The 26,734-nt window shown below is 59.7% G+C and carries 40 protein-coding genes; 36 read left to right on the forward strand and 4 right to left on the reverse strand.

Annotated elements, in window-relative coordinates:
* The 28 genes from Q4Q11_RS20125 to rplQ form a co-directional block, all read left to right on the forward strand.
* A partial coding sequence (locus tag Q4Q11_RS20125) for an EF-Tu C-terminal domain-related protein (RefSeq protein WP_130520932.1) occupies positions 1 to 76 on the forward strand: 76 nt, incomplete at its 5' end.
* A 309-nt stretch (positions 77 to 385) separates the two neighbouring features.
* On the forward strand, positions 386 to 694 hold the full coding sequence (rpsJ, locus tag Q4Q11_RS20130; RefSeq protein ID WP_003547547.1) for a 30S ribosomal protein S10: 309 nt from the start codon (positions 386 to 388) through the stop codon (positions 692 to 694).
* A 39-nt stretch (positions 695 to 733) separates the two neighbouring features.
* A complete protein-coding gene (gene rplC, locus Q4Q11_RS20135; protein ID WP_112507503.1) occupies positions 734 to 1,375 on the forward strand; it encodes a 50S ribosomal protein L3 in 642 nt (213 codons plus the stop codon).
* A 13-nt stretch (positions 1,376 to 1,388) separates the two neighbouring features.
* A complete protein-coding gene (gene rplD / locus Q4Q11_RS20140; protein ID WP_498570610.1) occupies positions 1,389 to 2,009 on the forward strand; it encodes a 50S ribosomal protein L4 in 621 nt (206 codons plus the stop codon).
* Positions 2,006 to 2,299, forward strand: a complete 294-nt coding sequence (locus Q4Q11_RS20145; protein ID WP_015339600.1) for a 50S ribosomal protein L23 — start codon at positions 2,006 to 2,008, stop codon at positions 2,297 to 2,299. The genes rplD and Q4Q11_RS20145 overlap by 4 nt, the downstream gene beginning before the upstream one ends.
* An 11-nt stretch (positions 2,300 to 2,310) precedes the next feature.
* On the forward strand, positions 2,311 to 3,147 hold the full coding sequence (gene rplB / locus Q4Q11_RS20150) for a 50S ribosomal protein L2 (protein ID WP_069611898.1): 837 nt from the start codon (positions 2,311 to 2,313) through the stop codon (positions 3,145 to 3,147).
* Between the two features lie 15 nt (positions 3,148 to 3,162).
* A complete protein-coding gene (gene rpsS, locus Q4Q11_RS20155) occupies positions 3,163 to 3,441 on the forward strand; it encodes a 30S ribosomal protein S19 (RefSeq protein WP_037199970.1) in 279 nt (92 codons plus the stop codon).
* Between the two features lie 2 nt (positions 3,442 to 3,443).
* Positions 3,444 to 3,833, forward strand: coding sequence for a 50S ribosomal protein L22 (gene rplV, locus Q4Q11_RS20160; protein WP_004118391.1), 390 nt, complete (start codon positions 3,444 to 3,446; stop codon positions 3,831 to 3,833).
* Positions 3,833 to 4,558, forward strand: coding sequence for a 30S ribosomal protein S3 (rpsC, locus tag Q4Q11_RS20165; RefSeq protein WP_004118393.1), 726 nt, complete (start codon positions 3,833 to 3,835; stop codon positions 4,556 to 4,558). Before rplV ends, rpsC begins: the two co-directional genes overlap by 1 nt.
* A gap of 36 nt (positions 4,559 to 4,594) precedes the next feature.
* The gene (rplP, locus tag Q4Q11_RS20170; RefSeq protein ID WP_004118395.1) at positions 4,595 to 5,008 is read left to right on the forward strand and encodes a 50S ribosomal protein L16; all 414 of its coding nucleotides are present in this window, start codon (positions 4,595 to 4,597) and stop codon (positions 5,006 to 5,008) included.
* 11 nt (positions 5,009 to 5,019) lie between these two features.
* Positions 5,020 to 5,220 carry a 50S ribosomal protein L29 gene (gene rpmC, locus Q4Q11_RS20175; RefSeq protein WP_007690763.1) on the forward strand — a complete coding sequence of 67 codons (201 nt, stop codon included), beginning with the start codon at positions 5,020 to 5,022 and terminating at the stop codon, positions 5,218 to 5,220.
* 12 nt (positions 5,221 to 5,232) lie between these two features.
* On the forward strand, positions 5,233 to 5,472 hold the full coding sequence (gene rpsQ, locus Q4Q11_RS20180; RefSeq protein ID WP_068386071.1) for a 30S ribosomal protein S17: 240 nt from the start codon (positions 5,233 to 5,235) through the stop codon (positions 5,470 to 5,472).
* A gap of 227 nt (positions 5,473 to 5,699) precedes the next feature.
* The gene (gene rplN, locus Q4Q11_RS20185) at positions 5,700 to 6,068 is read left to right on the forward strand and encodes a 50S ribosomal protein L14 (protein ID WP_003573790.1); all 369 of its coding nucleotides are present in this window, start codon (positions 5,700 to 5,702) and stop codon (positions 6,066 to 6,068) included.
* Between the two features lie 11 nt (positions 6,069 to 6,079).
* A complete protein-coding gene (rplX, locus tag Q4Q11_RS20190; protein WP_015339605.1) occupies positions 6,080 to 6,388 on the forward strand; it encodes a 50S ribosomal protein L24 in 309 nt (102 codons plus the stop codon).
* Complete coding sequence (rplE, locus tag Q4Q11_RS20195) at positions 6,381 to 6,938, forward strand: 50S ribosomal protein L5 (RefSeq protein ID WP_047634795.1); 558 nt, start codon at positions 6,381 to 6,383, stop codon at positions 6,936 to 6,938. The genes rplX and rplE overlap by 8 nt, the downstream gene beginning before the upstream one ends.
* Positions 6,939 to 6,971: 33 nt before the next feature.
* Positions 6,972 to 7,277, forward strand: a complete 306-nt coding sequence (gene rpsN / locus Q4Q11_RS20200; RefSeq protein ID WP_004118406.1) for a 30S ribosomal protein S14 — start codon at positions 6,972 to 6,974, stop codon at positions 7,275 to 7,277.
* 12 nt (positions 7,278 to 7,289) lie between these two features.
* Complete coding sequence (gene rpsH / locus Q4Q11_RS20205; RefSeq protein ID WP_015339607.1) at positions 7,290 to 7,688, forward strand: 30S ribosomal protein S8; 399 nt, start codon at positions 7,290 to 7,292, stop codon at positions 7,686 to 7,688.
* Positions 7,689 to 7,731: 43 nt separating this feature from the next.
* Positions 7,732 to 8,265: a 50S ribosomal protein L6 gene (gene rplF, locus Q4Q11_RS20210; protein ID WP_092715850.1), complete on the forward strand. Its 534-nt coding sequence runs from the start codon at positions 7,732 to 7,734 to the stop codon at positions 8,263 to 8,265.
* Between the two features lie 12 nt (positions 8,266 to 8,277).
* The gene (gene rplR / locus Q4Q11_RS20215; RefSeq protein WP_004118412.1) at positions 8,278 to 8,640 is read left to right on the forward strand and encodes a 50S ribosomal protein L18; all 363 of its coding nucleotides are present in this window, start codon (positions 8,278 to 8,280) and stop codon (positions 8,638 to 8,640) included.
* Positions 8,641 to 8,770: 130 nt separating this feature from the next.
* On the forward strand, positions 8,771 to 9,340 hold the full coding sequence (rpsE, locus tag Q4Q11_RS20220) for a 30S ribosomal protein S5 (RefSeq protein WP_004118414.1): 570 nt from the start codon (positions 8,771 to 8,773) through the stop codon (positions 9,338 to 9,340).
* Between the two features lie 13 nt (positions 9,341 to 9,353).
* Complete coding sequence (gene rpmD / locus Q4Q11_RS20225; protein ID WP_007690786.1) at positions 9,354 to 9,566, forward strand: 50S ribosomal protein L30; 213 nt, start codon at positions 9,354 to 9,356, stop codon at positions 9,564 to 9,566.
* 17 nt (positions 9,567 to 9,583) lie between these two features.
* Positions 9,584 to 10,054: a 50S ribosomal protein L15 gene (rplO, locus tag Q4Q11_RS20230; RefSeq protein ID WP_112507497.1), complete on the forward strand. Its 471-nt coding sequence runs from the start codon at positions 9,584 to 9,586 to the stop codon at positions 10,052 to 10,054.
* Positions 10,055 to 10,280: 226 nt separating this feature from the next.
* The gene (gene secY / locus Q4Q11_RS20235; protein WP_112507495.1) at positions 10,281 to 11,621 is read left to right on the forward strand and encodes a preprotein translocase subunit SecY; all 1,341 of its coding nucleotides are present in this window, start codon (positions 10,281 to 10,283) and stop codon (positions 11,619 to 11,621) included.
* The gene (locus Q4Q11_RS20240) at positions 11,618 to 12,268 is read left to right on the forward strand and encodes an adenylate kinase (protein ID WP_112507493.1); all 651 of its coding nucleotides are present in this window, start codon (positions 11,618 to 11,620) and stop codon (positions 12,266 to 12,268) included. The genes secY and Q4Q11_RS20240 overlap by 4 nt, the downstream gene beginning before the upstream one ends.
* 217 nt (positions 12,269 to 12,485) lie before the next feature.
* Positions 12,486 to 12,854: a 30S ribosomal protein S13 gene (gene rpsM, locus Q4Q11_RS20245; protein ID WP_004118424.1), complete on the forward strand. Its 369-nt coding sequence runs from the start codon at positions 12,486 to 12,488 to the stop codon at positions 12,852 to 12,854.
* Between the two features lie 131 nt (positions 12,855 to 12,985).
* Complete coding sequence (rpsK, locus tag Q4Q11_RS20250) at positions 12,986 to 13,375, forward strand: 30S ribosomal protein S11 (RefSeq protein ID WP_004118426.1); 390 nt, start codon at positions 12,986 to 12,988, stop codon at positions 13,373 to 13,375.
* A 103-nt stretch (positions 13,376 to 13,478) separates the two neighbouring features.
* Positions 13,479 to 14,489: a DNA-directed RNA polymerase subunit alpha gene (locus Q4Q11_RS20255; RefSeq protein WP_037152076.1), complete on the forward strand. Its 1,011-nt coding sequence runs from the start codon at positions 13,479 to 13,481 to the stop codon at positions 14,487 to 14,489.
* Between the two features lie 144 nt (positions 14,490 to 14,633).
* On the forward strand, positions 14,634 to 15,056 hold the full coding sequence (gene rplQ, locus Q4Q11_RS20260; RefSeq protein ID WP_015339614.1) for a 50S ribosomal protein L17: 423 nt from the start codon (positions 14,634 to 14,636) through the stop codon (positions 15,054 to 15,056).
* 93 nt (positions 15,057 to 15,149) lie between these two features.
* Here rplQ and Q4Q11_RS20265 read toward each other — a convergent pair whose 3' ends face one another.
* The gene (locus Q4Q11_RS20265) at positions 15,150 to 16,019 is read right to left on the reverse strand and encodes a DUF817 domain-containing protein (RefSeq protein WP_498570611.1); all 870 of its coding nucleotides are present in this window, start codon (positions 16,017 to 16,019) and stop codon (positions 15,150 to 15,152) included.
* Between the two features lie 144 nt (positions 16,020 to 16,163).
* On the opposite strand from Q4Q11_RS20265, the gene Q4Q11_RS20270 reads away from it, so the two are divergent.
* From Q4Q11_RS20270 to Q4Q11_RS20290, 5 genes are all read left to right on the forward strand, one after another.
* The gene (locus Q4Q11_RS20270) at positions 16,164 to 16,601 is read left to right on the forward strand and encodes a ribosomal maturation YjgA family protein (RefSeq protein ID WP_498570618.1); all 438 of its coding nucleotides are present in this window, start codon (positions 16,164 to 16,166) and stop codon (positions 16,599 to 16,601) included.
* 160 nt (positions 16,602 to 16,761) lie between these two features.
* Complete coding sequence (locus tag Q4Q11_RS20275) at positions 16,762 to 17,232, forward strand: MarR family winged helix-turn-helix transcriptional regulator (protein ID WP_498570612.1); 471 nt, start codon at positions 16,762 to 16,764, stop codon at positions 17,230 to 17,232.
* A complete protein-coding gene (locus tag Q4Q11_RS20280; protein WP_498570613.1) occupies positions 17,229 to 19,301 on the forward strand; it encodes an FUSC family protein in 2,073 nt (690 codons plus the stop codon). The genes Q4Q11_RS20275 and Q4Q11_RS20280 overlap by 4 nt, the downstream gene beginning before the upstream one ends.
* A 4-nt stretch (positions 19,302 to 19,305) precedes the next feature.
* Positions 19,306 to 19,515, forward strand: a complete 210-nt coding sequence (locus tag Q4Q11_RS20285; RefSeq protein ID WP_112507485.1) for a DUF1656 domain-containing protein — start codon at positions 19,306 to 19,308, stop codon at positions 19,513 to 19,515.
* Positions 19,512 to 20,402, forward strand: a complete 891-nt coding sequence (locus tag Q4Q11_RS20290) for an HlyD family secretion protein (protein WP_113216933.1) — start codon at positions 19,512 to 19,514, stop codon at positions 20,400 to 20,402. Before Q4Q11_RS20285 ends, Q4Q11_RS20290 begins: the two co-directional genes overlap by 4 nt.
* Before the next feature lie 31 nt (positions 20,403 to 20,433).
* Here the strand turns inward: Q4Q11_RS20290 and msrQ are convergent, their stop codons facing one another.
* Positions 20,434 to 21,087 carry a protein-methionine-sulfoxide reductase heme-binding subunit MsrQ gene (gene msrQ, locus Q4Q11_RS20295; RefSeq protein ID WP_498570614.1) on the reverse strand — a complete coding sequence of 218 codons (654 nt, stop codon included), beginning with the start codon at positions 21,085 to 21,087 and terminating at the stop codon, positions 20,434 to 20,436.
* Positions 21,087 to 22,037, reverse strand: coding sequence for a protein-methionine-sulfoxide reductase catalytic subunit MsrP (gene msrP / locus Q4Q11_RS20300; protein ID WP_498570615.1), 951 nt, complete (start codon positions 22,035 to 22,037; stop codon positions 21,087 to 21,089). Before msrP ends, msrQ begins: the two co-directional genes overlap by 1 nt.
* Positions 22,038 to 22,373: 336 nt before the next feature.
* On the opposite strand from msrP, the gene ilvD reads away from it, so the two are divergent.
* Positions 22,374 to 24,212, forward strand: a complete 1,839-nt coding sequence (gene ilvD / locus Q4Q11_RS20305) for a dihydroxy-acid dehydratase (RefSeq protein ID WP_113216977.1) — start codon at positions 22,374 to 22,376, stop codon at positions 24,210 to 24,212.
* 105 nt (positions 24,213 to 24,317) lie between these two features.
* On the opposite strand, the gene Q4Q11_RS20310 is transcribed toward ilvD, so the two are convergent.
* Positions 24,318 to 24,665 (reverse strand): lysozyme inhibitor LprI family protein, encoded by a 348-nt coding sequence (locus tag Q4Q11_RS20310; RefSeq protein WP_113216936.1) that lies wholly within the window; start codon positions 24,663 to 24,665, stop codon positions 24,318 to 24,320.
* Between the two features lie 174 nt (positions 24,666 to 24,839).
* Between Q4Q11_RS20310 and Q4Q11_RS20315 the strand changes: the two genes are divergently transcribed.
* Together Q4Q11_RS20315 and Q4Q11_RS20320 are read left to right on the forward strand one after the other, a co-directional pair.
* Positions 24,840 to 26,243 (forward strand): DegQ family serine endoprotease, encoded by a 1,404-nt coding sequence (locus Q4Q11_RS20315; protein WP_498570616.1) that lies wholly within the window; start codon positions 24,840 to 24,842, stop codon positions 26,241 to 26,243.
* Positions 26,240 to 26,734 (forward strand): AAA family ATPase (locus Q4Q11_RS20320; protein WP_498570617.1); only part of this gene is annotated, 495 nt, incomplete at its 3' end. The genes Q4Q11_RS20315 and Q4Q11_RS20320, both read left to right, overlap by 4 nt.

Consider the following 26,734-nt stretch of genomic DNA (forward strand, 5'->3'; position numbering starts at 1 on the left):
AGAAAAGCTTCGCTTCGCAATCCGCGAAGGCGGCCGGACCGTCGGCGCTGGCATCGTTGCAAGCATCGTCGAGTAATTCGAAGGCGGCTGCTCCACCCGAGCGGCCGATTCGATGACAATATTATGATGCAAGCGGCAGTAGCCGCTTGCTTATGACATCGAAATGTTGCAAATGGCGCGCGAGCGCGATTTGCGTGCTGCTTCGGATAACGAAGCGGCCAATGAAATTAACGATAAGGTGGGCCGAACGGCCTAAAGAGTGGATGGGGATGCCGCAGACGGCGTCCCTCTCGATCTTTGAAACCGGTGGTCCGCCTTAGGAAACAGAACAATCCGTGCCCTTTTTGAGCGGCACGCGAGATAACAAACACAAGGATAACGTCGAATGAACGGCCAAAATATCCGCATTCGCCTGAAGGCGTTCGATCACCGGATTCTCGATGCTTCCACGCGCGAGATCGTGTCGACGGCGAAGCGCACCGGTGCAAGCGTCCGGGGCCCCGTTCCGCTTCCGACTCGTATCGAGAAGTTTACGGTAAACCGGTCCCCGCACATCGACAAGAAGAGCCGCGAGCAGTTCGAGATGCGCACGCATAAGCGCCTTCTCGACATCGTTGACCCGACCCCGCAGACGGTAGACGCGCTGATGAAGCTCGATCTCGCCGCCGGTGTCGATGTTGAGATCAAGCTCTGAGACCTCTGGTTCTCGAGCTGAGTGAGAAGGATTGAACCGATGCGTTCAGGTGTGATTGCACAGAAGGTGGGAATGACCCGCGTCTATAACGACGCCGGCGAGCATGTCCCGGTTACCGTATTGCGTATGGAAGGCTGCCAGGTCGTGGCCCAGCGCACAGTTGAAAAGAATGGCTACACCGCAGTTCAGCTCGGTGCCGGCCAGGCTAAAGTTAAGAACACGACGAAGGCTCTTCGCGGCCATTTCGCCGTTGCAAGCGTAGAGCCGAAGGCCAAGCTCGCAGAATTCCGTGTCACGGAAGACAATCTGCTCGCAGTCGGCACCGAGCTCAGCGCAGGTCACTTCACGGCGGGTCAGCTCGTCGACGTGACCGGCACGACGATCGGTAAGGGCTTTGCTGGCGCCATCAAGCGCCACGGTTTCGGCGGTCTGCGCGCCACGCACGGTGTGTCGGTTTCGCACCGCTCGCACGGTTCGACCGGCTCGCGCCAGGACCCGGGCAAGGTGTTCAAGAACAAGAAGATGGCTGGTCACATGGGCCAGACCCGCGTCACGACGCAGAACCTCGAAGTGGTATCGACCGACGAAGATCGCGGTCTGATCCTCGTCAAGGGTGCGGTTCCCGGCTCCAAGGGCGCCTGGATCATCGTGCGCGACGCCGTCAAGTCGGCAGCGAAGTAAGGGAGCCAAACCAATGGAATTCAACGTCAAGACCCTTGAGGGCAAAGACGCCGGGAAGGTTTCCCTTTCTGATGCGATTTTCGGCCTCGAGCCGCGTGAAGACATTCTCGCTCGCGTTATTCGCTGGCAGCTTGCCAAGAAGCAGCAGGGCACGCATCAGGCAAAGGGCCGCGCTGACGTAGCGCGCACCGGTGCCAAGATGTACAAGCAGAAGGGTACGGGCCGCGCTCGTCACCATTCGGCTCGCGCTCCGCAGTTCCGCGGCGGTGGCAAGGCTCACGGCCCGGTCGCCCGTAGCCACGAGCACGATCTGCCGAAGAAGGTTCGCGCCCTCGGCCTGCGTCATGCTCTCTCGGCCAAGTTCAAGGCTGAAGACGTGATCGTCATCGACAATCTCGTCGCAACCGAAGCCAAGACCAAGGCACTCGCTGGCGCTTTCGAGGCGCTCGGCCTGACGAACGCTCTGTTCATCGGCGGCGCTGAGCTCGACAGCAACTTCAAGCTCGCAGCCCAGAACATCCCGAACATCGATGTTCTGCCGGTTCAGGGCATCAACGTTTACGACATCCTGCGTCGCGGCAAGCTCGTGCTGTCCAAGGCTGCAGTCGAAGCTCTAGAGGAGCGATTCAAGTGACGGATCTTCGCCATTATGATGTGATCGTCTCTCCGGCGATCACCGAAAAGTCCACGCTGCTTTCGGACAATAACCAGGTTGTTTTCAACGTCGCCAAGACCGCGACGAAGCCGGAAATCAAGGCTGCCGTCGAAGCGCTCTTCGGCGTCAAGGTGACGGCCGTTAACACTCTGCTGCGCCTCGGCAAGACCAAGCGGTTCAAGGGTCTCGTCGGCAAGCAGAAGGACGTGAAGAAGGCTGTTGTGACGCTCGCCGAAGGCCAGTCGATCGACGTCTCCACCGGTCTCTGAGGAATAAGAAAATGGCATTGAAAACATTCAATCCGACGACCCCGAGCCAGCGTCAGCTGGTCATCGTCGACCGTTCCTCGCTCTACAAGGGCAAGCCGGTCAAGTCGCTGACGGAAGGCCTCACCTCCAAGGGTGGCCGTAACAACACCGGCCGCATCACCGTCCGTTTCCAGGGCGGCGGTCACAAGCGCAGCTATCGTCTGGTCGACTTCAAGCGTCGCAAGTTCGACGTCGAGGCAACCGTCGAGCGTATCGAATACGATCCGAACCGTACCGCTTACATCGCTCTGGTGAAGTATACGGACGGGGAACTGGCCTACATCCTCGCTCCGCAGCGTCTCGCTTCGGGCGACAAGGTCATCGCTTCGGAAAAGGCAGTGGACGTGAAGCCGGGCAACACCATGCCGCTTCAGTTCATCCCGGTCGGCTCCATCATCCACAACGTGGAAATGAAGCCGGGCAAGGGTGGTCAGATCGCTCGCTCCGCCGGTTCCTACGCTCAGCTCGTCGGTCGTGACCAGGGCATGGCGATCCTTCGCCTGAACTCGGGCGAACAGCGCCTCGTGCACGGCACCTGCCTTGCAACGATCGGTGCGGTTTCGAACCCGGATCACGGCAACATCAACGACGGCAAGGCCGGTCGTTCGCGTTGGCGTGGCAAGAAGCCGCATAACCGCGGCGTTGTCATGAACCCGGTCGACCATCCGCACGGCGGTGGTGAAGGCCGCACCTCCGGTGGTCGCCATCCGGTGACTCCGTGGGGCAAGCCGACCAAGGGCAAGCGTACGCGGTCGAACAAGTCGACCGACAAGATGATTATGCGCTCGCGCCATCAGCGCAAGAAGTAAGAGAGGAAGTCTCAAGTGGCTCGTTCAGTATGGAAAGGTCCGTTTGTTGACGGCTATCTTCTCAAGAAGGCTGAGAAGGTGCGTGAAGGCGGACGTAACGAAGTAATCAAGATGTGGAGCCGTCGCTCCACCATCATGCCGCAGTTCGTTGGTCTCACCTTCGGCGTCTACAACGGCAGCAAGCACATTCCGGTCAGCGTCAATGAAGACATGGTCGGACACAAGTTCGGCGAGTTCGCCCCGACCCGTACCTATTATGGTCACGGTGCGGACAAGAAGGCGAAGAGGAAGTAACAATGGGCAAGGCAAAAACCGAACGCCGGCTGAAGGACAACGAGGCGCAGGCAGTTGCGCGCACGCTCCGCGTCAGCCCGCAGAAGCTCAACTTGGTCGCGGCTTCGATCCGCGGCAAGAAGGTTGACCGCGCGCTCGCAGAGCTGGAATTCTCGCGCAAGCGTATCGCTGGCGCCGTGAAGAAGACGCTCGAATCTGCGATCGCCAATGCAGAAAACAACCACGATCTCGACGTTGACTCGCTGGTCGTAGCGGAAGCTTACGTTGGCAAGTCGATCGTCATGAAGCGTTTCCACGCTCGTGGCCGCGGCCGTGCGTCTCGCATCGAGCGTCCGTTCGCGCACCTGACGATCGTCGTTCGTGAAGTGGAAGCTCAAGGGGAGGCCGCATAATGGGTCAGAAAATCAATCCGATCGGCTTTCGTCTTGGCATCAACCGTACCTGGGATAGCCGCTGGTTCGCGGACAATGCCGAGTACGGCCAGCTCCTCCACGAAGACCTGAAGATGCGCAAGTTCGTCATGAACGAACTGAAGCAGGCTGGTATCTCCAAGGTGGTCATCGAGCGTCCGCACAAGAAGTGCCGCGTCACGATCCACTCGGCTCGTCCGGGCCTGATCATCGGCAAGAAGGGCGCTGACATCGACAAGCTCCGCAAGAAGCTGTCGGACATGACGAATTCCGAAACGCACCTCAACATCGTTGAAGTTCGCAAGCCGGAAATCGACGCGACGCTGGTTGCCCAGTCGATCGCTCAGCAGCTGGAACGCCGTGTTGCTTTCCGTCGCGCCATGAAGCGCGCCGTCCAGTCCGCGATGCGTCTTGGCGCCGAAGGCATCAAGATCACCTGCGCTGGCCGTCTCGGCGGTGCGGAAATCGCTCGTACGGAATGGTACCGCGAAGGCCGCGTGCCGCTGCATACGCTGCGCGCCGACATCGATTACGGTACGGCTGAAGCAGAAACCGCTTTCGGTATCTGCGGCATCAAGGTCTGGATCTTCAAGGGCGAAATCCTTGAGCACGATCCGATGGCCTCCGAACGCCGCGCGCTCGAAGGCGACGCCCAGGGTCCGGCTAGCCGCGATCGCGATAGAGACCGTCGCCGCGACAACGCTTGATAGCGTACGTGGCAGATAAGTTCGGAGAATAAGAAAATGTTGCAGCCAAAGCGTACGAAGTACCGCAAGCAATTCAAGGGCCGCATCAAGGGCGTTGCCAAGGGTGGTTCTGATCTGGCGTTCGGCGAATTCGGCCTGAAGTCGCAGGAGCCTAACCGCGTCAACGCTCGCGAGATCGAAGCGGCTCGCCGCGCGATCACGCGCTATATGAAGCGCGCCGGCCGTGTATGGATCCGCGTGTTCCCGGATGTTCCGGTAACCGCAAAGCCGACCGAAGTCCGTATGGGTAAAGGTAAGGGCTCCGTCGAATACTGGGCATGCAAGGTCAAGCCCGGCCGTATGATGTTCGAGATCGACGGTGTGAGCGAAGAAATCGCTCGTGAGGCTCTGCGCCTCGGCGCTGCCAAGCTCTCGGTCAAGACGCGCTTCGTTCAGCGCATTGCAGAGTAAGGAAGAAGCTCATGAAAGCCGCAGATGTTCGCGCCCTGAGCGCCGACCAACTCAAGGACGAGCTTGCCAAGCTGAAGAAGGAGCAGTTCAATCTGCGCTTTCAGAAGGCGACCGGCCAGCTCGAAAAGTCCTCGCGCATCAACGAAGTTCGCAAGGACATCGCTCGCGTAAAAACCATTGCCCGCCAGAAGGCGGCAGAAGCAAAGGCCTAAAGGAAAAATAACATGCCGAAGCGCATTCTGCAGGGCGTCGTGGTCAGCGACAAGAACGAAAAGACGGTAGTGGTCCGCGTCGAGCGTCGTTTCGCTCACCCGCTGCTCCAGAAGACCGTTCGTCGTTCCAAGAAGTACAAGGCTCACGACGAGAACAATCAGTACAAAATCGGCGACGTCGTTTCCATCGAGGAATGCGCGCCGATCTCCAAGGACAAGACCTGGACGGTCGTTTCCGCCCAGTCCAAGTAACAGAATTTCGCTCAGGCCCTTGCGCTTGGGCGAAATATCTGTATGAAGCACGAGCTTGGAAGCAGGACGCTCGAGAACGGGCGTTCTTTTGCTTTATTGATGGCCGGCAGAGGCGACCCATGGTGGTTCCGAAGCCTAGGCATAATCAGACAAGACACTAGTCCATAAGCCGGGGTAGGGGGTCGATTGGCCCAACCATTCCGGTAACAACAAGAAGGCGACCTGACATGATTCAGATGCAAACAAACCTCGACGTGGCGGATAATTCCGGCGCACGTCGTGTCATGTGCATCAAGGTGCTGGGCGGCTCGAAGCGCAAGTATGCTTCTATCGGCGACGTTATCGTCGTTTCGATCAAGGAAGCCATCCCGCGCGGCCGTGTGAAGAAGGGTGACGTGATGAAGGCGGTTGTCGTTCGTACCGCCAAGGACATCCGTCGTCCGGATGGCAGCGTCATCCGCTTCGATACCAACGCAGCAGTCCTCATCGACAACAAGAAAGAGCCGATCGGCACCCGTATCTTCGGACCGGTTCCGCGCGAACTTCGCGCCAAGAACCACATGAAGATCATCTCGCTGGCTCCAGAAGTACTGTAAGGAGCGGAGCGATGCAGAAGATCCGTAAAGGCGACAAGGTTGTCGTATTGACCGGTAAGGACAAGGGCCGTACCGGCGAAGTCATTCAAGTGCTGCCGAAGGAAGACCGTGCGGTCGTTCGTGGCGTCAACGTCATCAAGCGCCATCAGCGCCAGACGCAGAACCAGGAAGCCGGCATCATCAGCAAGGAAGCCTCGCTTCACCTGTCCAACCTGGCAATCGTCGACAAGGACGGCAAGCCGACCCGCGTCGGTTTCAAGGTTGTGGATGGCAAGAAGGTCCGCGTGGCCAAGACCTCGGGAGAAGTGATCGATGGCTGAGGTAAAGTACGAGCCGCGGCTCAAGAAGGAATACGTTGCTCGCATCCGTGCAGCCATGCAGGAGAAATTCTCCTACGCTAACGAGATGCAGATCCCGAAGCTGGACAAGATCGTGATCAACATGGGCGTTGGCGAAGCGACGGCTGATTCGAAGAAGCCGACCGTTGCTGCTGCAGACCTCGCAGCGATCGCCGGCCAGAAGCCGGTCATCACGCGCGCACGCAACTCCATCGCTGGCTTCAAGGTCCGCGAAAATATGCCGATCGGCGCGAAGGTCACCCTGCGCGGCGCCCGCATGTACGAGTTCCTGGATCGTCTGGTCAACATCGCGCTTCCGCGCGTTCGCGACTTCCGCGGCCTGAACCCGAAGAGCTTTGACGGTCGTGGCAATTTCGCCATGGGCATCAAGGAGCACATTGTGTTCCCTGAGATCAACTACGACAAGGTTGATCAGATGTGGGGCATGGACATCATCGTTTGCACGACGGCGACGACCGACGACGAAGCACGGGCTCTTCTGAAAGAGTTCAACTTCCCGTTCCGTCAATAACCGTAACGACGAGCGTAGAAAAGGAACCCTGATATGGCGAAGACAAGCGCAGTTGAAAAGAACAAGCGCCGCCGCAATACGGTTGCCAACCAGGCCGCGAAGCGGGCTGCTCTCAAGGCAATCATCATGAACCAGTCTCTTTCGATCGAAGACCGGTTCAAGGCCACCCTGAAGTTGGCATCGCTCCCGCGCGATGGATCGAAGACCCGTATTCGCAATCGTTGCGAAGTGTCTGGCCGTCCGCGCGCCTACTACCGCAAACTGCGCATGTCGCGTATCGCGCTGCGTGAACTCGGCAATCTCGGCAAGGTGCCGGGCATCGTCAAGTCCAGCTGGTAAGGAGCAGATTAGATGTCTATGACTGATCCTTTGGGCGATATGCTCACCCGCATCCGCAATGGCGCTTCGCGCCGCAAGTCGTCGGTTTCGACGCCTGCGTCCAAGCTCCGTGCGCGCGTTCTCGATGTGCTCCAGGCTGAAGGCTACATCCGTGGCTATTCCGTCGTCGATTTCGGCAACGGCAAGTCTGAGCTCAACATCGAACTCAAGTACTACGAAGGCGCATCGGTGATCCGCGAGATCGGCCGTGTGTCTAAGCCGGGCCGCCGGGTTTATGTCTCGGTCAAGTCCATTCCGCAGGTCGCGAACGGCCTCGGCATCACCATCCTTTCGACTCCGAAGGGTGTGATGGCCGATCACCAGGCTCGCGAACAGAATGTTGGTGGCGAGGTTCTCTGCTCGGTCTTCTAAGATCGGACAGAGATATCTCCCTCGAAACAGACAGGTTTGAAAAATGTCTCGTATCGGTAAGAAGCCCGTTCAGGTACCTGCAGGGATCACGGCCACGGTTGATGGCCAGAAAGTGACTGCCAAGGGTCCCAAGGGCGAGCTGTTTTTCGTCGCTAACGACGAAATCGGTCTCAAGCTGGAAAACAATGCAATCGTCGTGACGCCGCTCAACGACTCCAAGGATGCTCGCGCAAAGTGGGGCATGTCCCGCACGATGATCGAGAACATCTTCAAGGGTGTTAAGGACGGCTACGAGCGCAAGCTCGAAATCAACGGCGTCGGCTACCGTGCGTCCATGCAGGGCAAGAACCTGCAGCTCGCGCTCGGCTTCAGCCACGACGTGGTTTATGAGCCGCCGCAGGGTATCTCGATCGCTGTGCCGAAGCCGACGGAAATCGTCGTCACCGGCATCAACAAGCAGCAGGTCGGCCAGGTTGCCGCTGAAATCCGCGAATACCGCGGCCCCGAGCCCTACAAGGGCAAGGGTGTTAAGTATGCCGAAGAGCGGATCGTCCGCAAAGAAGGCAAGAAGAAGTAAGGAACACGCGAAATGGCTAGCAGGAAAGAAGCACTTGCGCGTCGCGCCAACCGCGTGCGCCGCCAAATCAAGTCGGTGGCCAATGGCCGTCCGCGCCTGTCGGTTCATCGCTCGTCGAAGAACATCTACGCCCAGGTCATCGATGACGTGGCTGGCAAGACCCTTGCGGCTGCCTCCACCCTCGACAAGGATCTGCGCGGTTCTCTGAAGACCGGTGCCGATACCGCCGCCGCAGCCCTCGTTGGCAAGCTCGTTGCCGAGCGCGCCTCCAAGGCCGGCGTGAAGGAAGTCGTGTTCGATCGCGGCGCTTTCATCTACCACGGCCGTATCAAGGCCCTGGCTGAAGCAGCCCGCGAAGGCGGCCTGACCTTCTAATCAGATTTCCGGCCGGTGATCCAAAGGATGCCGGCCGGATTTTCACCGGACCGCAAATCTCCCTTGGGAGGTTGATGCGGTCTTCGTTTTGTTTGCCGATTGCACCCGGAAAAGAAAAAGGAAGAGGACAATGGCACAGGAAAAGAGGGCTCCGCGGGAAGACCGTCAGAGCCGTGAAGAGCGCGATAGCGAATTCGTCGACAAGCTGGTCGCGATCAACCGCGTCGCCAAGGTCGTTAAGGGTGGCCGTCGCTTCGGCTTCGCTGCTCTCGTCGTCGTCGGCGACCAGAAGGGCCGCGTAGGCTTCGGCCATGGCAAGGCACGCGAAGTGCCGGAAGCCATCCGCAAGGCCACCGAAAGCGCCAAGCGCGACATGATCTTCGTACCGCTGCGCGACGGCCGTACGCTGCATCACGACGTTCATGGCCGCCATGGCGCCGGCAAGGTTCTGCTGCGCTCGGCCAAGGTCGGTACCGGTATCATCGCCGGCGGCCCGATGCGCGCCGTTTTCGAAACGCTCGGCGTTCATGACGTCGTTGCCAAGTCGACCGGTTCGTCGAACCCGTACAACATGGTTCGCGCCACGTTCGACGCCCTGAAGCACCAGGTTCACCCGAAGGACATCGCAGCTCAGCGCGGCATCAAGTATGCCACCCTGCAGGCTCGCCGCGCCGCTTCGGGCAACGCCTCCGAAGAATAAGGGAGTTTGACCTATGGCCAAGACGACCAAGAAGGCTGAAGCCAAGGCGACCGTTACGGTCGAGCAGATTGGCAGCCCGATCCGCCGTCCGGATGTTCAGCAGAAGACGCTGATCGGTCTCGGACTGAACAAGATGCACCGTCGCCGCACGCTGGAGGATACCCCGGCTGTTCGTGGCATGATCCGTGCTGTCCAGCATCTCGTTCGCGTTGTCGACGAGAAGTGAGCCGGAGGTAATTCGCTATGAAACTGAATGAAATCAAGGATAACGAAGGCTCGACCCACAGCCGCAAGCGCCTTGGCCGCGGCATCGGCTCCGGCTCCGGCAAGACCGGCGGCCGTGGTGTGAAGGGTCAGAAGTCCCGTTCGGGCGTTGCGATCAACGGCTTCGAAGGCGGTCAGATGCCCATCTACCGTCGCCTGCCGAAGCGCGGCTTCAACAACATCTTCGCAGCCGATTACGTTGTCGTGTCGCTGGCACGCATTCAGGCTGCCGTCGATGCCGGCAAGCTCGATGCGAAGAGCACGGTTGATGCAGCAGCCCTCAAGGCAGCCGGCGTTATTCGCCGCGTCAAGGACGGCGTTCGGGTTCTCTCGGACGGCGAACTGAAGGCGAAGCTTGCTCTTGAAGTTGCAGGCGCTTCCAAGACCGCAGTCGAGAAGATCGAAAAGGCTGGCGGTTCCGTCAAGCTGCTCGCTGCCGCCGCAGAATAATATTATCAATAATCGCCCGAAGTGACTTCACTTCGGGCGATTTTGCTCCCATATGTGAGCCTCACGAATCTGATCGATGCGGCAAGTATCTTTCCGATCGATAACGGGAACCCAGGGTGAGGCGCCCGATTGCTGCGCAATCCGTCCGAAGCCCGGCTTTTGAACAATTTACAGACTGATTCCGGACTCGGCCGACTATGCCGGAATTGGTGATGCGGAGATTTGCATGGCTTCTGCAGCGGAACAATTGGCGTCCAATCTCAATTTTTCGACCTTTGCCAAAGCCGAGGATCTCAAGAAGCGCCTGTGGTTTACGCTCGGCGCTCTCCTCGTCTACCGGCTCGGCACCCACATTCCGCTTCCTGGCCTCAATCCTGCTGCTTACGCCCAGGCTTTCCAGAATCAGTCGGGCGGCATTCTTGGCCTCTTCAACATGTTTTCGGGCGGCGCCGTGCAGCGCATGGCGATCTTCGCGCTCGGCATCATGCCCTATATCTCGGCCTCGATCATCGTTCAGCTGATGACCTCGGTCGTTCCCTCGCTCGAAAACCTGAAGAAGGAAGGCGAGCAGGGCCGTAAGATCATCAACCAGTACACCCGCTATGGCACGGTGCTGCTCGGCGCGTTGCAGGCCTATGGCATTGCGATCGGCCTGGAGCATGGCAATGGCGTCGTCGTCGATCCCGGCTGGTTCTTCCGCATCTCCACCGTCATCACGCTGCTCGGCGGCACGATGTTCCTGATGTGGCTCGGTGAGCAGGTGACGTCGCGCGGCATCGGCAATGGTATCTCGCTGATCATCTTCGCGGGTATCGCTGCAGGTCTGCCGACCGCTCTTGCTGGTACGCTTGAACTCGGCCGCACGGGCGCGCTTTCCACGCCGCTTATTCTCGCCGTGCTGGTCGTCGCCATTCTGGTCATTGCGCTCATCGTCTTCGTCGAACGCGCGCAGCGTCGCCTGCTGATCCAGTATCCGAAGCGTCAGGTCGGCACACGCATGTTCCAGGGCGATACGTCGCACCTGCCGCTGAAGCTCAACACTTCGGGCGTCATTCCAGCGATTTTTGCATCCTCGCTGCTGCTGCTGCCGGCAACTGCTGCAGGCCTTGGCAACAACACGGCGCTTCCGGCTTGGGTCACCTCCATCGTTGCAGCACTTGGCCATGGCCAGCCGGTCTACATGGTGCTTTACGGCGCTCTGATTGCCTTCTTTGCCTTCTTCTACACCGCGCTGGTCTTCAATCCGAAGGACACTGCCGACAATCTGAAGAAGCATGGCGGCTTCATTCCGGGCATCCGCCCGGGCGAGCGCACCGCCGAATATATCGATTACGTGCTGACCCGCATCACGGTTATCGGCGCGATTTATCTTGTCTTCGTCTGCATCCTGCCCGAAATTCTCGTATCCCAGACCGGTATTCCCTTGTCTCTGGGTGGCACTTCGCTTCTGATCGTGGTTAGCGTAACGCTGGATACGGTGGCGCAGATTCAGGGTCACCTGATCGCACAGCAATATGAAGGCCTGATCAAGAAATCGAAGTTGCGTGGAGGAAAGAGGGGGCGATGAGACTCATACTTTTAGGGCCGCCGGGAGCAGGTAAGGGGACCCAGGCCCAGCGCATCGTGGAAAAGCATGGCATTCCGCAGCTTTCCACGGGTGATATGCTGCGCGCGGCCGTTCAGGCCGGCACGGAAGTTGGCAAGCGCGCGAAGGCCGTCATGGATGCTGGCAAGCTCGTCTCCGACGAGATCGTCAATGCGATCGTCTCTGAGCGCATCGATCAGCCGGATTGTGCCAGGGGTTTCATCCTCGACGGTTTCCCACGCACGCTGGTGCAGGCGGATGCAACGGAAAAGATGCTCGATGCGAAGGGCCTCGAGCTCTCCGTTGTCATCGAGCTGAAGGTCGATGATGCCGAACTGATTCGTCGCGTGTCTGGCCGCTATTCGTGCTCGAACTGCGGCAGTGTCTATCACGATACCGACAAGTTGCCGGCAACGGCAGGCGTGTGCGACAAATGCGGTTCGACCCATTTCAAGCGCCGTCCGGATGACAATGCCGAAACCATGGCGACTCGTCTTCAGGTCTATTACAAGGAGACCTCACCGCTGATCGGTTACTACTATGCAAAGGGCAAGTTGCAGAGCATCGACGGCATGGCCGATATCGAGCATGTGACCGACAGCATAGAGGCTATCCTGGCCAAGCTTTAGATAGCCTAAAATAAACTTGCCGGAGCGGTTGCTTTTTTGCACTGATTCCGCTAAACACCGCGCCAACTCGCGACATGCCATGCGATCGGCGCGGATTTCCAACGGGAAGTCCGGGTACGGTCGTTTTGACATGTGGCGGACACACATCGAACAAGCAGCTCCCGGGCTGCATAACAAGACCCTTTGCCAAGGCAAAAGGAATGCAAGGAGAACAGGCGTGGCTCGTATCGCTGGCGTCAACATCCCGACTGCAAAGCGCGTAGTTATTGCGCTTCGTTACATTCACGGGATCGGACCGAAGTTTGCACAGGAAATCTGCGAGAAGGTCGGTATTCCGGCCGAGCGTCGCGTCAACCAGTTGACCGATGCTGAAGTTCTGCAGATCCGCGAAACCATCGATCGTGACTATCAGGTCGAAGGTGACCTGCGTCGCGAAACCGCGATGAACATCAAGCGTCTTATGGACCTTGGTTCTTATCGCGGCCTGCGTCATCGTCGCGGCCTGCCGGTTCGCGGCCAGCGCACGCACACCAATGCCCGCACCCGCAAGGGTCCGGCAAAGGCGATCGCCGGTAAGAAGAAGTAATTTCCGGGCAACCGGATTTGGGAGGCTGGCGATCCGCCGGCCTCTTTTGAGTTTGAAGCGGTGCTCCATGGGTGTCGCTTCGGTGTAGCCGCTGGGATTACGGCGGTGCAGAGATCCAAGAAAGGACTAACATGGCCAAGGAAGCCGTCCGCGTTCGTCGTCGCGAGCGCAAGAATATCACGTCGGGCGTCGCACACGTCAACTCGACCTTCAACAACACGATGATCACCATCACCGACGCACAGGGCAACGCTATTGCCTGGTCGTCCGCTGGTGCCAAGGGCTTCAAGGGTTCGCGCAAGTCGACCCCGTTCGCTGCCCAGATCGCTGCTGAAGACTGCGCCAAGAAGGCTCAGGAACATGGCATGAAGTCGCTGGAAGTTGAAGTTTGCGGTCCGGGCTCCGGTCGTGAATCCGCTCTGCGCGCGCTCCAGGCTGCTGGTTTCATGATCACGTCGATCCGCGATGTGACGCCGATCCCGCACAATGGTTGCCGCCCGCGCAAGAAGCGTCGCGTCTGATCATCGCCACTCACGACACCGGCCGGGGTAGATGCGCCCGGCTTGGTGTTACTCAAGCTCGGTTGTCACGATTGGATGGTGGCAACGAACGGAAGGCAAAAACATGATTCAGAAAAACTGGCAGGAACTGATCAAGCCCAACAAGGTCGAGTTCACCTCGAGCGGCCGTACCAAGGCAACGCTCGTGGCCGAACCGCTGGAGCGTGGCTTTGGTCTCACCCTCGGCAACGCGCTGCGTCGCGTTCTGCTGTCTTCTCTGCGTGGTGCCGCTGTGACGGCCGTGCAGATCGACGGCGTGCTGCATGAGTTCTCCTCTATCCCGGGCGTCCGGGAAGACGTGACGGACATCGTGCTGAACATCAAGGAAATCGCCATCAAGATGGACGGCGATGACAGCAAGCGCATGGTCGTGCGCAAGCAGGGTCCAGGCGTTGTCACGGCTGGCGACATCCAGACGGTCGGCGATATCGAAATCCTCAACCCCGAGCATGTCATCTGCACGCTCGACGAGGGTGCCGAGATCCGCATGGAATTCACCGTCAATAACGGCAAGGGCTATGTGCCCGCCGAGCGCAATCGTGCGGAAGATGCTCCGATCGGCCTCATCCCGGTCGACAGCCTCTATTCGCCGGTCAAGAAGGTGTCCTACAAGGTTGAAAATACCCGCGAAGGACAGGTTCTCGACTACGACAAGCTGAGCATGTCGATCGAAACCGACGGTTCGATCAGCGGTGAAGATGCAGTCGCTTTCGCGGCCCGCATCCTTCAGGATCAGCTTGGCGTGTTCGTCAACTTCGACGAGCCGCAGAAGGAAACCGAAGAGGAAGCAGTTACCGAACTCGCTTTCAACCCGGCGCTCCTCAAGAAGGTAGACGAACTCGAACTGTCCGTTCGTTCGGCAAACTGCCTGAAGAACGACAACATCGTCTACATCGGCGACCTCATTCAGAAGACCGAAGCAGAAATGCTCCGCACGCCGAATTTTGGTCGCAAGTCGCTGAACGAAATCAAGGAAGTTCTCGCTTCCATGGGCCTGCACCTCGGCATGGAAGTGCCGGCATGGCCGCCCGAGAACATCGAAGATCTCGCCAAGCGCTACGAAGACCAATACTAAGGCCGCAAGCGCTCCGAGGAGCGCTTAAAGCTGGCCTTAGCATCTTAAACTGCGCATGCACCTTTCGCTCCGCCGGGATTCGGAGCGGGGCATGCGCCCAACAAACTGCGGGCGAACGATGCCTGCAAGTGAAGGAGAATAGCCATGCGCCACGGTAAAGCCGGCCGCAAGCTGAATAGAACCGCTAGCCACCGCAAGGCGATGTTCGCCAACATGGCGGCTTCGCTCATCACCCATGAGCAGATCGTGACCACGCTCCCGAAGGCGAAGGAAATTCGTCCGATCGTCGAAAAGCTGGTAACCCTCGGCAAGCGCGGCGACCTGCACGCTCGCCGTCAGGCCATCTCGCAGATCCGCGACGCAGCCGTCGTTTCGAAGCTCTTCGATGCGATTGCAACCCGCTACGCCACCCGCAACGGCGGCTACCTGCGTATCATGAAGGCCGGCTTCCGCCAGGGCGACAATGCCGCTCTCGCAGTCGTCGAATTCGTCGATCGTGATGTCAATGCCAAGGGCGCAGCCGACAAGGCTCGCGTTGCTGCTGAAGAAGAAGCCGCAGCCGCTTAAGGCAAGCTTCGGATACAAGATCGAGGGCCGGATGAGCGATCGTCCGGCCTTTTGTCGTTTGCGGTTTGTCTGCGCCGGCCCTGTTGCGCGCTATCACTCCGGAATGTGAATATGCCTTTTGATATGTTTCAGGTTGACGACGATCGTGAAGGTCATGATGACCAAGAGGCACCAGGAACTCCATTTGCCGATATGAACCATCGACCAGGCGCCGAGCTGGTTGGGATATTTCCAGACGCCGAGAAACGTGCTGATATTCTCGGCCAGCCAGATGAAGAAGCCAATCAGGACGAATGACAGCAGCAGCGGCATTCGCCGGTCGCGATCATAGGGGCGGAAGATCACTGTCGAACGGGCGTAGAGTCCTAAAACACAGGCAGCAATGTACCAGCGATAATCACCTACATAGTGGTGCGTGAAGAAATTTGCGTAAATCACGATCGCCGATGCACCTGCCATCCAGTAGGGCGGATGATGTTTGATGCGAAGGTCGAAGAGACGCCAAGCCTGGATGATGTAGCTGCCGACGGCGGCATACATAAAGCCGGAGAACAGCGGCACACCGAATAGTTTGGTATAGGCGGGGTCCGGATAGGCCCAGGATTGAATGCCGCCGGACGTTTTGAAGACTTCCAGCGCAAAGCCGAGGATGTGAAAGAGGCATATGGCTTTCAGTTCATCCCATGTTTCCAGCTTCGCCCAGACCATCCAGGCCTGGATAGCCACGGCGACTATTAGCAGCACATCGTAACGCGGGATATGAAGAAGCCCCGCGCGCGGCACGGCGAAGACTGCCAGGAAGAACAATCCCGCAAACAGACAGGCGCGAGCCTCCTTTAGGCCGAAGAAGATGAATTCGATCGCGAATCGGCTGAGTCCGGTCAGGTTGGAATGGCGTGGATCCGGATCGAAGTCATTGTCCAGCAGCTGCGGGCGCCTTTCCAATGAAACGACTTTGGTCATGCAGATTCTTCCCCGTGACGCCAGCGATCTCCAAGCCAACTCATGATACGAGAAGCGTGGCAAAATTGCAGCTTGACCTTGTATTGTTTCGTGAGGTTTTCGATTGTCCGAATGGAACGAACGTTATTGCTTGTCGCCGATGCAATGGCAGGACGTGACGAATTGGAATCTCTAAAACGACATGCAACGAGAAGGTTTCTTCTGTTTTCGGCCTTCCTGCTGACCATAACCTGCGGTCTTGTGTTGCGGCGATTTGGATTTGCGGCCGGTCTTTCCTTCGGGATCGTCAAATATGGCGGTTCGATCTTATGGGGAGCGATGGTCTATTGGCTCTTCGCGACGGCATCCGTCAACGTCAAGGGCCAGAGAGTTGCCTTTGTTGCGCTGATCACGGCTATAGCTGTGGAACTTTTCAGGCTATGGCACGCGCCTGCGCTGGACGCGTTTCGGTTGACTACGACGGGAGCCCTTTTGCTGGGGCGCGTGTTTTCGCTCTGGAACATTTTGGCTTATGCCGCCGGTATCGTGGCCGCATCGGCGCTGGATTGCGGTCTATCGAAGCGGAAACGCGTGCTCCGATAACAGATTTGTTGCGTAGCCGCCGCCTTTCGTCGCGCCGGTTCGATCCCGGCGGTCTGCCTTGGGGCTTTTCGATATTCGCATAGCTGCATTTCCCATTTAAGATGACGCTTTGAGTTATAATAATTTGAATCCTAATTAGTTTAGTGCTAATAGAATTCCTATGAAATCGTCAAACGCCCTGCAACGCATATTCACCGCCAATCTGCTGACCACCGGCCGCCAATGGCGCCGTGCTGTCGATCTCGCGCTGAGCTCCCATGGCATATCCGAGGCAGTCGCCGCGCCGCTGCTTTGGATCGGCCGCCTGGGGGGAGGTGTGCGGCAGGTGGTGCTCGCCACCTGCGTCGGCATCGAAGGCCCGTCTCTGGTTCGGCTGATCGATCAGCTCGAAAGCATGGATCTTGTCATCCGCAAGGATGATCCCACGGATCGGCGCGCGAAAGGCCTGTGGCTGACGCCCGAGGGCGAAAAGCTGGCTTCCCGCATGGAAGACGTGCTTGATGAGCTGCGTGGCAAGATCCTTGCCGATGTCGACCCTGCGGATATCGAAGCTGCGGTTCGCGTTCTGAAGGCTTTCGAGGAGTTTGAGGCATCCAAGGCCGTCGAACCGGAGCCGGAGAAGGTCTCATGAGCATTCCATCCTGGCGCGAGTGGTTGTTTTCCGTCAAAGCCTTCATTGCTGCAATCATGGCGCTGTTCATCGCCTTGTCGCTCGATCTGCCGCGTCCCTATTGGGCGATGGCTGCCGTTTATGTGGTCGCCAATCCTCTTGCCGGGGCAACCAGTTCCAAGGGGCTTTATCGCGCTCTCGGCACGCTGATCGGTGCCACCGCATCGGTGATCCTCATCCCGCTCTTCGTCAACGCGCCGGAACTGCTTTCGATCGTGGTCGCGCTGTGGACCGGCACCTTGCTGTTCATCTCGATGCTCGACCGCACCTCGCGCAGCTATGTCTTCATGCTGGCCGGCTATACGTTGCCGCTCATCGCGCTGCCGACCGTCGGCTCGCCCGAAACCATTTTCGATGTGGCACTTGCCCGCTCCGAGGAGATTATTATCGGCATCGTCTGCGCGAGCGTGGTTAGCGCCGTCTTCTTTCCGAGCAGCGTCGGCACCGTGCTCGGCCAGCGCGTAGGTTCCTGGCTGGATGACGCCGGCACCTGGGCAGATGAGATCCTGCGCGGCGAGGGCGCTTCGCCGGCAACTCCCTTGAAGCGACAGAAGCTTGCAGCTGACGTTTCCGCCCTGGATCTCGTCATCAGCCAGTTGCGCTATGATGCCGGCAGCCGCGACGTCGTCAGGCATTCGCGCGAGCTGCGCGGCCGCCTGCTGATGCTGCTGCCGCTCTTCTCCTCACTTGCCGATCGCCTGCATGCCTTGAAGGCCGGTGGTAGGCCATTGCCGCAGGAATTGGTCGTCGTTTTGAACGAGGTGGCCGACTGGCTGGGGCAGGGTGGTCGCGGCAAGGCCGATGAGACCGTTGAGACCTTGTCACAGAAGATCGAGGAGTTGCAGGAGAACGACCTCGATATCGGTTGGGACGACCTCGTCCGGTCGAGCGCTCTCGCTCGCCTCAAGGAAATTGTCGACTTGTGGCAGGATTGCCTGACGCTGCGCGCCCAGATCGTCTCGGGGCAACAGGTCGGCACCTGGCGTCCTGCGTTCCGCTACCGCAATGTTGTCGGCCGCAGCAGGCATTATGATTACGCCCTGCTTGCCTTCTCGGCCGGTAGCGCCATCGCCGGGATTGCCGTTGCCTGCTTCTTCTGGATCTATTCCGGCTGGGCGGATGGTGCCGGCTTCATCGCCATGGTGGCCGTTGCCTGCTCGTTTTTCGCCGCACTCGATCGTCCTGCGCCCTTCATCACCACCATGTTCATCTGGACTGCGGTGAGCCTGGTCATCGCCTGCGTCTATATCTTCGGCGTGCTGCCGTCGATTTCCGGCTTCGAGATGCTGGTGCTGGTCTTTGCGCCGCCCTTCCTGGTGATGGGGCTGCTGATCACGCGCCCGCAGACCAACATGCTCGGCATGCTGCTGGCGGTGAACGGCGCAAGTTTCATAGCGCTGCAGGATCGTTATACCGCCGATTTCGCCAGCTTCACCAACAGTGCGATCGCCGCTCTCGCCGGTGTAGGCTTCGCCTTGGTCTGGACTCTGCTTACCCGTCCCTTCGGCGCCGAGCTGGCCGCCTGGCGATTGGTCAGGGCCGGCTGGAGAGATCTGGCCGAAACTGCCGCCGGTATCCGCCGCGCCGATCATGAACGCCTCTCAGGCCGCATCCTCGACCGCCTGGGCCAGCTCGTGCCGCGTCTCGCAGGCATCGAGGACCGCGAACTGAAAAAGGTCGATGGTTACGCCGATGTCCGTCTCGGCTTCAACGTGCTGATGCTGCAGAAGGAGCGCGCTCAGCTGAAACCGGCTGCCGCCGCATCGGTCGGCGAAGTCCTGATCGGCGTGTCGGATTTCTATCGTTCGCGGCTGAAGGCAAAACGGGCCGTGGATCCGGCCGACGAACTGCGCGCGTCGATCGACCATAGCCTTGAAGCTGTCGCCCAGGAAAAGCGGCAATCCAGTCGGGCGAGCCTCGATGCGCTTGTCGGTCTTCGCCGGGCGCTCTTCCCCCATGCGGAGCCGCCGGCGAGCTGGCGGCCACCCCTATCCAATACAACTCAACCTCTTGCCATTGCCGCCGAGTAATATCATGCCCGCAGAATTCGATCTCTATGGCGTCTATATCCCGCGTCTTCTCGTTCTCATGCTCCTGACGCTGTTTGCCGTCATCATCCTTCGGCGCCTGCTCGCATGGATCGGAGCCTACACTCTGGTCTGGCATCGCGGTCTTTTCGATCTCGCGCTTTACGTCCTGCTGCTTGGCGCCGTCTCCTCTGTCTCCCGTTGGTATTTCACATGAACGCGTTAAAGCTCATCGGCCGTGTGGCCGTCACACTCATCTTCGTCGTTGCCGCCGTCTATGTCGGCCGCCAGCTCTGGGGCCATTACATGGACGAGCCCTGGACGCGCGATGCGCGCCTGAGGGCCGATGTCGTGGGCATTGCTCCCGATGTCTCGGGTCTCGTCAGCGAGGTCCTCGTCAAGGACAACCAGACCGTCAAGAAAGGCGATGTTCTCTTCCGCGTCGATCGCGATCGTTTTGCCATCGCTCTCGAACAGGCGGATGCGGCTCTTGCCAGCAGCAAGGCGGCTCTCGAGCAGGCCCAGCGCGAAAGCGCGCGGCAGGCGCGTCTCGGCGACGCCGCCTCCCTGCAACAGAAGGAGCAGGCGCTGACCACCGTGCAGCGGGACGAAGCCGCCGTTCGTCAGGCGACTGCCAATCGCGAACTCGCCCAGCTCAATCTCGACCGTTCCGAGGTTCGCGCCACCGTCAATGGCACGATCTCGAATCTCAGCCTGCGTCCGGGCGATTATGTCGCCGCCGGCACGGCCAAGGTGGCGCTGATCGATACCGATTCCCTGCGTGTCGAAGGTTATTTCGAGGAAACCAAGCTGCCGCGCATCCATATCGGCAACGAGGTTTATATCCATCTGATGGGCCAGACCGAGAAGCTGACCGGCCATGTCGAAAGCATCGCCTATGGCATCGAGGACCGGGAACGCACCTCCGGCAGCCTGCTTGCCAATATCACCCCGACTTTCAGTTGGGTGCGCCTGGCGCAGCGCGTACCGGTTCGTATCGCGCTCGACAAGGTACCAGAAGGCACGAAGCTGATCGCCGGCCTGACGGCGACCGTCGAGGTGCAGGAGCAGGGCCAGGCGAAGATCGCCAGCGCCGCGGAATGATCATTGCCTGAAAGGGACAGACCGGCCGTCTTCAGGCCGCTCTGGAACTTGGGGCCTGAGCCGGCCTGCGCGCGGCCCGGCGTCTCTCCATCATGATCGGCCGGTAGGATCTGTAGAGGATCATGGTTATCAGCAGGCCGATATAGATGAATTGCTGCGCCGACAGCACCTTGGTCGATAAAGCAAAGTGCAAGGCACCGCAGGCGGCGATGATATAGACGAGGCGATGCAGCCAGATCCATTTCTTGCCGAGCCGTTTGATGGAAAAATTGTTCGATGTCACGGCAAGCGCCAGCAGCATGACGAGGCCCGCCATGCCGAACATGATGAAGGGCCGCTTCAGCACGTCATCGATGACAGCCTGCACTTCCAGCGCCTGGTCGAGGATCATGTAGACCGTCAGGTGCATCAGCGCGTAATAGAAGCAGAGCAGACCGAGCGCGCGGCGATAGCGTAGATAGTTACAGCCGAAGAGATCGCGCAGCGGCGTGACCGCGAGCGTCAGCAGCAGGAAACGGATCGCCCACAGACCCAGGAAGAGCTCGAAGGTTTTCACCGCATCGGCGCCGAGCTGATCCGTCGCGCCAAGATAGAACTCCCAGGCCGCCGGCAAAAGCCCGACGATGTAAAGTGCCCAGACGGAGGCGGGTTGCCAGCGTTTGGGGAGAGCGAAGGAGGGGGCCATCAGAAATTCACCCTGAGGTCCATGCCGCTATAGAGGCTGGCGACCTGGTCGGCATAGCCGTTGAAGGGCAGGGTGGGGTGGCGGTTGGAGCCGAAGAAGCCACCTTCGCCGATGCGCCGTTCCGTCGCCTGGCTCCAGCGCGGATGATCGACGGCCGGATTGACGTTGGCATAGAAGCCGTATTCCTGACTGTTCGTCGCCTGCCAGGTATTCAGCGGCTGCTTGTCGGTGAGCGTGATGCGGACGATCGACTTGATGCCCTTGAAGCCGTATTTCCAGGGCACGACGAGCCGGATCGGAGCGCCGTTCTGGTTCGGTAGGCTCTCGCCGTAGAGGCCTACGGCAAGCAGCGTGAGCGGGTTGCGTGCCTCATCCAGGCGCAGGCCCTCGACATAAGGCCAGTTCAGGGATTGCAGAAGGCCCGACTGCCCAGGCATTTCTTCCGGCCGCACCACAGTCTCGAAAGCCACATATTTGGCGCTGCCCTGTGGCTCTACCTTGTCGAGCAGGGCGGAGAGCTGGAAACCATCCCAGGGAATGACCATCGACCACGCTTCGACGCAGCGCATGCGATAGACACGCTCTTCCGGCGGAAACTCCTTGATCAGCGCATCGATATCGAACGTGCCGGGCTTGTTGACCATGCCGTCGACCTTGATCGTCCAGGGGCGCGGCTTGAACTTGCCGGAAAGGTTGGCCGGATCGGCCTTGTCGAGACCGAATTCGTAGAAGTTGTTGTAGGTGGTGACATCCTTAAGCGGCGTCAGTTTCTCATTGACCGCATAATTGCTCTTGGTCGCCGTCAGCGCCTCGGCCAGCGCTGCCCTGCCGCCGACTGCCGCCACGCCGATACCGGCCGCGGCTGCCGTCAGGAACTCGCGGCGCCTCAGATAGATCGAGCGGGGAGTGATCTCGGAGGATGCGATTTTGGGTAGGCGATAGGCGGCCATGGAACAATTCCTCTATGCGGTAGCAGCTTCGATATGAGCGATACGCAACGGATACAGGTTTTGTTACACTCTTAGGCTGGCATTTCTTTGGAAGTGAAAGCAACTTTTTGTGTGCGCTTGTGATCGGGCCGTTTCATTCCCAACTTTGTCGAGCGACTTGTTCGCTCCGCCGCGGCTCTTGCCCGGCAGCGTACCGGATTCGCTTGAGTTGATAGTGACAGTATCGCACGATTGGATTAGGACAATTCCAAAAAGCGGAGTTGCCGGCGCCCCTTTCTGCCCGAAACTCGGGCATTGCCGGCGCCGCACAATTTCCAGGATGACGAGGAAGACACCATGCCAGCTTATCGTTCCAGAACCACCACCCACGGCCGCAACATGGCCGGCGCGCGCGGCCTTTGGCGCGCGACGGGTATGAAGGACAGCGATTTCGGCAAGCCGATCATTGCGGTGGTCAATTCCTTCACTCAGTTCGTGCCCGGCCACGTCCACCTCAAGGATCTCGGCCAGCTCGTTGCCCGCGAAATCGAGGCGGCCGGCGGCGTTGCCAAGGAATTCAACACCATCGCCGTCGATGACGGCATCGCCATGGGCCATGACGGCATGCTCTATTCGCTGCCGTCGCGCGAGCTGATCGCCGACAGCGTCGAATATATGGTCAATGCCCATTGCGCCGACGCGATGGTCTGCATCTCCAACTGCGACAAGATCACTCCCGGCATGCTGATGGCCTCGCTGCGCCTGAATATCCCGACGGTCTTCGTGTCCGGCGGCCCGATGGAAGCCGGCAAAGTCGTTCTGCATGGCAAGAAGGTCGCCCTCGATCTTGTCGATGCCATGGTTGCCGCTGCCGACGACAAGATCAGCGATGAAGACGTCCAGGTCATCGAGCGTTCGGCCTGTCCGACCTGCGGCTCATGCTCGGGCATGTTCACCGCCAATTCGATGAACTGCCTGACCGAAGCCCTCGGCCTGTCGCTGCCGGGCAACGGCTCGACGCTTGCCACTCACGCCGACCGCAAGCGCCTCTTCGTCGAAGCCGGTCATCTGATCGTCGATCTCGCCCGCCGTTATTACGAGCAGGACGATGCCTCCATCCTGCCGCGCTCCGTCGCCTCGAAGCAGGCATTCGAAAACGCCATGTCGCTCGATATCGCCATGGGCGGCTCGACCAACACCGTGCTGCACATCCTGGCGGCCGCGCATGAGGGCGAGATCGACTTTACCATGGCGGACATCGATGCGCTGTCGCGCCGCGTTCCGTGCCTCTCCAAGGTCGCACCCGCCAAGAGCGACGTTCACATGGAAGACGTGCATCGCGCCGGCGGCATCATGTCGATCCTCGGCGAGCTCGATAAGGGCGGCCTGATCAACCGCGATTGCCCGACCGTTCATGCCGAAACGCTCGGCGACGCCATCGACCGCTGGGATATCACCCGCACCAACAGCGAAAGCGTGCGCGAATTCTTCCGCGCGGCTCCGGGCGGCGTTCCGACGCAGGTTGCATTCAGCCAGAGCTCCCGCTGGGATGAGCTCGACACGGACCGCGAGAAGGGCGTCATCCGTTCCGTCGAGCATCCCTTCTCCAAGGATGGCGGTCTGGCCGTTCTCAAAGGCAATCTGGCGCTCGACGGCTGCATTGTGAAGACGGCCGGCGTCGATGAATCGATCCTGAAGTTCTCCGGCCCGGCCAAGGTCTTCGAAAGCCAGGACGCTGCCGTCAAGGGCATCCTCAGCAACGAGGTCAAGGCCGGCGATGTCGTCGTCATCCGCTATGAAGGTCCGAAGGGCGGCCCCGGCATGCAGGAAATGCTCTATCCGACGAGCTACCTGAAGTCGAAAGGTCTGGGCAAGGCCTGCGCGCTCATCACCGACGGCCGCTTCTCCGGCGGCACCTCGGGCTTGTCGATCGGCCACGTTTCGCCTGAAGCGGCCAATGGCGGCACAATCGGCCTGGTGCGCGAAGGCGATATGATCGATATCGACATCCCGAACCGCATCATCAGCCTGCGTGTCGATGAGGCGGAACTCGCCGCTCGCCGCGAAGCCCAGAACGCCAAGGGATGGCATCCGGCAGAGGTACGCAAGCGCAACGTCACCACAGCGCTGAAGGCCTATGCCGCCTTTGCCACGAGCGCCGACCGCGGCGCAGTTCGCGATCTGGGCGGGAAGTAAACAACGCCTTCGCCCTGTCCTGAGTTTGTCAAGGGCGGGGAGAAGGTGTGAGGCACCATCTCGCCCTTGGCGGGCGAGATACGGCTTTCGCATTCGCGGCACTTCTTACAGCGGCCGATTGATCTGCTTGTAGGCGTCATTCAGCTCTTTCTGACGCTCCTGGTAGGACGAGGTGAGGCACGCCACGTCCGCTCCGCAGGCCTGCCGCTTCTTCAGCCATTCGGTCTGCTGATCCTGTATCGTGCCGCGCGCACCCATGGCGAGAAGGCCGGAGAGCAGGTCAAAAGTCGTCACCATCCTGACGTCGGCATCGTTGAGTACTCGCACATCGCAAATCGTCTTCTCGTCCGGCTTCAGGTTCTGCGTCTCGCAGTCGAAACTGGCGGCGTAAGAGGTGCCGGCCAAACCGAAGGTAGTAAGAAGAGTGGCGGCGGCAAGATGGATCGATCGCATGTCTGGCTCCCTTTGACGATTCCCAACGCGAAATGCATGACAGCATGTTTTTGTTCATCAAGCCTGTTTTTTATCGCCGCAAACCTCCATTTATGCTTCATGCTTGCGCCCTCTTTCCTTTCTGGCGTCGGGCGCTACAACGTTGTTTCAAGGGAATTAAAAAGGGAAACTTTCATGCATGTCCTCCTGAAGCGCACTGCCGTCTCGATGATTGCCCTCGTCATGGCAATGCCGCTTTCCGCTGAGGCTCAGACGGCGAAGACGCTGCCGCAAGGCCAGACGCAGATGCAGCTTTCCTTCGCGCCGCTGGTCAAGCAGACGTCCGGCGCCGTGGTGAACGTCTATGCCGAGCGCGTGGTGCAGCGTCAGTCCCCCTTTGCCGGCGATCCCTTCTTCGAGCAGTTTTTCGGACAGCGCATGCCGAATCGTACCGAGAAGCAATCGTCGCTGGGTTCGGGCGTCATCGTGGAGGCGAATGGCACTGTCATCACCAACAACCACGTCGTCGACGGCGCCGACGATATCAAGATCGCGCTTTCGGACGGCCGCGAGTTTCCCTGCAAAGTCGTTCTGAAGGACGACCGTGTCGATCTTGCCGTGCTGAAAATCCAGTCGAAGAATGAGAGCTTCCCGGTTCTGCCGCTCGGCAATTCCGACGGCATCGAGGTCGGCGATCTCGTGCTCGCGATCGGAAACCCCTTCGGTGTCGGACAGACCGTAACCAGCGGCATCGTCTCCGCGCTCGCCCGCAATCAGGTGAAGAACGAGGTCGGCTTCTTCATCCAGACCGATGCCTCGATCAACCCCGGCAATTCGGGCGGCGCGCTCGTCAACATGACCGGCGAGCTCATCGGGCTCAATACGGCGATCTTCTCCCAAGGCGGCGGTTCCAACGGTATCGGATTCGCCATTCCCGCCAATCTGGTCAAGGTCTTCCTTGCTGCAGCCGACCGTGGCGACAAATCCTTTGAGCGCCCGTATATAGGAGCGTCCTTCGAGCCTGTCACATCCGATGTCGCCGAAGCGCTTGGCCTGGACAAGGTGCGCGGTGCGCTGGTGACCAAGGTGGTCGATGGCGGCCCCGCGGCCAAGGCCGGCTTGAAGCCGGGCGAAGTGATCACTGCGCTGAACAATATCCCCATCGAGCATCCTGACGCGCTCGGCTATCGCCTGACCACGGCCGGTCTCGGCGCGACGGTGTCGTTGACCGTGCTGGAGAACGGCAAGGAACATCAGGCCACGATGACGCTTGCCGCAGCGCCCGAATCGACGCCGCGCGACGAACGGGTGATCGAGGGCAACAATCCCTTCTCCGGTGCAACCGTTGCCAATCTCTCGCCGCGCGTTGCCGATGATCTCCATATGCCTTCGGATTCCACGGGCGTCGTCATCGAGAGCCTGAAGCAGAACTCGCCAGCCGACCGGCTGGGATTTGCGGCGCGTGATATCGTCATTTCCGTCAATGGCGTGGCGATCAGCACGACCGAGATCCTTCAGAAGACCGTTACGTCCAATCCGAGCTTCTGGCGCGTGGAGATCGAGCGTGACGGCCAGCGTATCCGGCAGTTCTTCCGATGAGCGACGATCTGTTTGCACCGCGGATACCGGAGGAGGTCGCCAACAAGCGTCCTCTGGCCGATCGTCTGCGGCCGCAAACGCTGGCTGAAGTCACCGGCCAGGCACATCTGACCGGCGAGGATGGCGTGCTGCGCCGGATGGTCGAGGCGGGCTCACTGGGATCGATGATCTTCTGGGGGCCGCCCGGCACCGGCAAGACGACGGTCGCAAGGCTGCTTTCCGGCGAGGCGGGGCTCGCCTTCGAACAGATTTCCGCGATCTTTTCGGGCGTTGCCGACTTGAAGAAGGTGTTCGAGGCAGCGCGCCTGCGCCGCATGGACGGTCGCCAGACCCTGCTTTTCGTTGACGAAATCCATCGTTTCAATCGTGCCCAGCAGGATAGCTTTCTGCCCGTGATGGAAGACGGCACCGTCATTCTTGTGGGGGCGACGACGGAAAATCCGTCTTTCGAACTCAACGCCGCTCTTCTTTCCCGCGCTCGTGTCCTGACG

It is taken from the genome of Rhizobium sp. UFLA01-1127 (genome assembly GCF_059803845.1).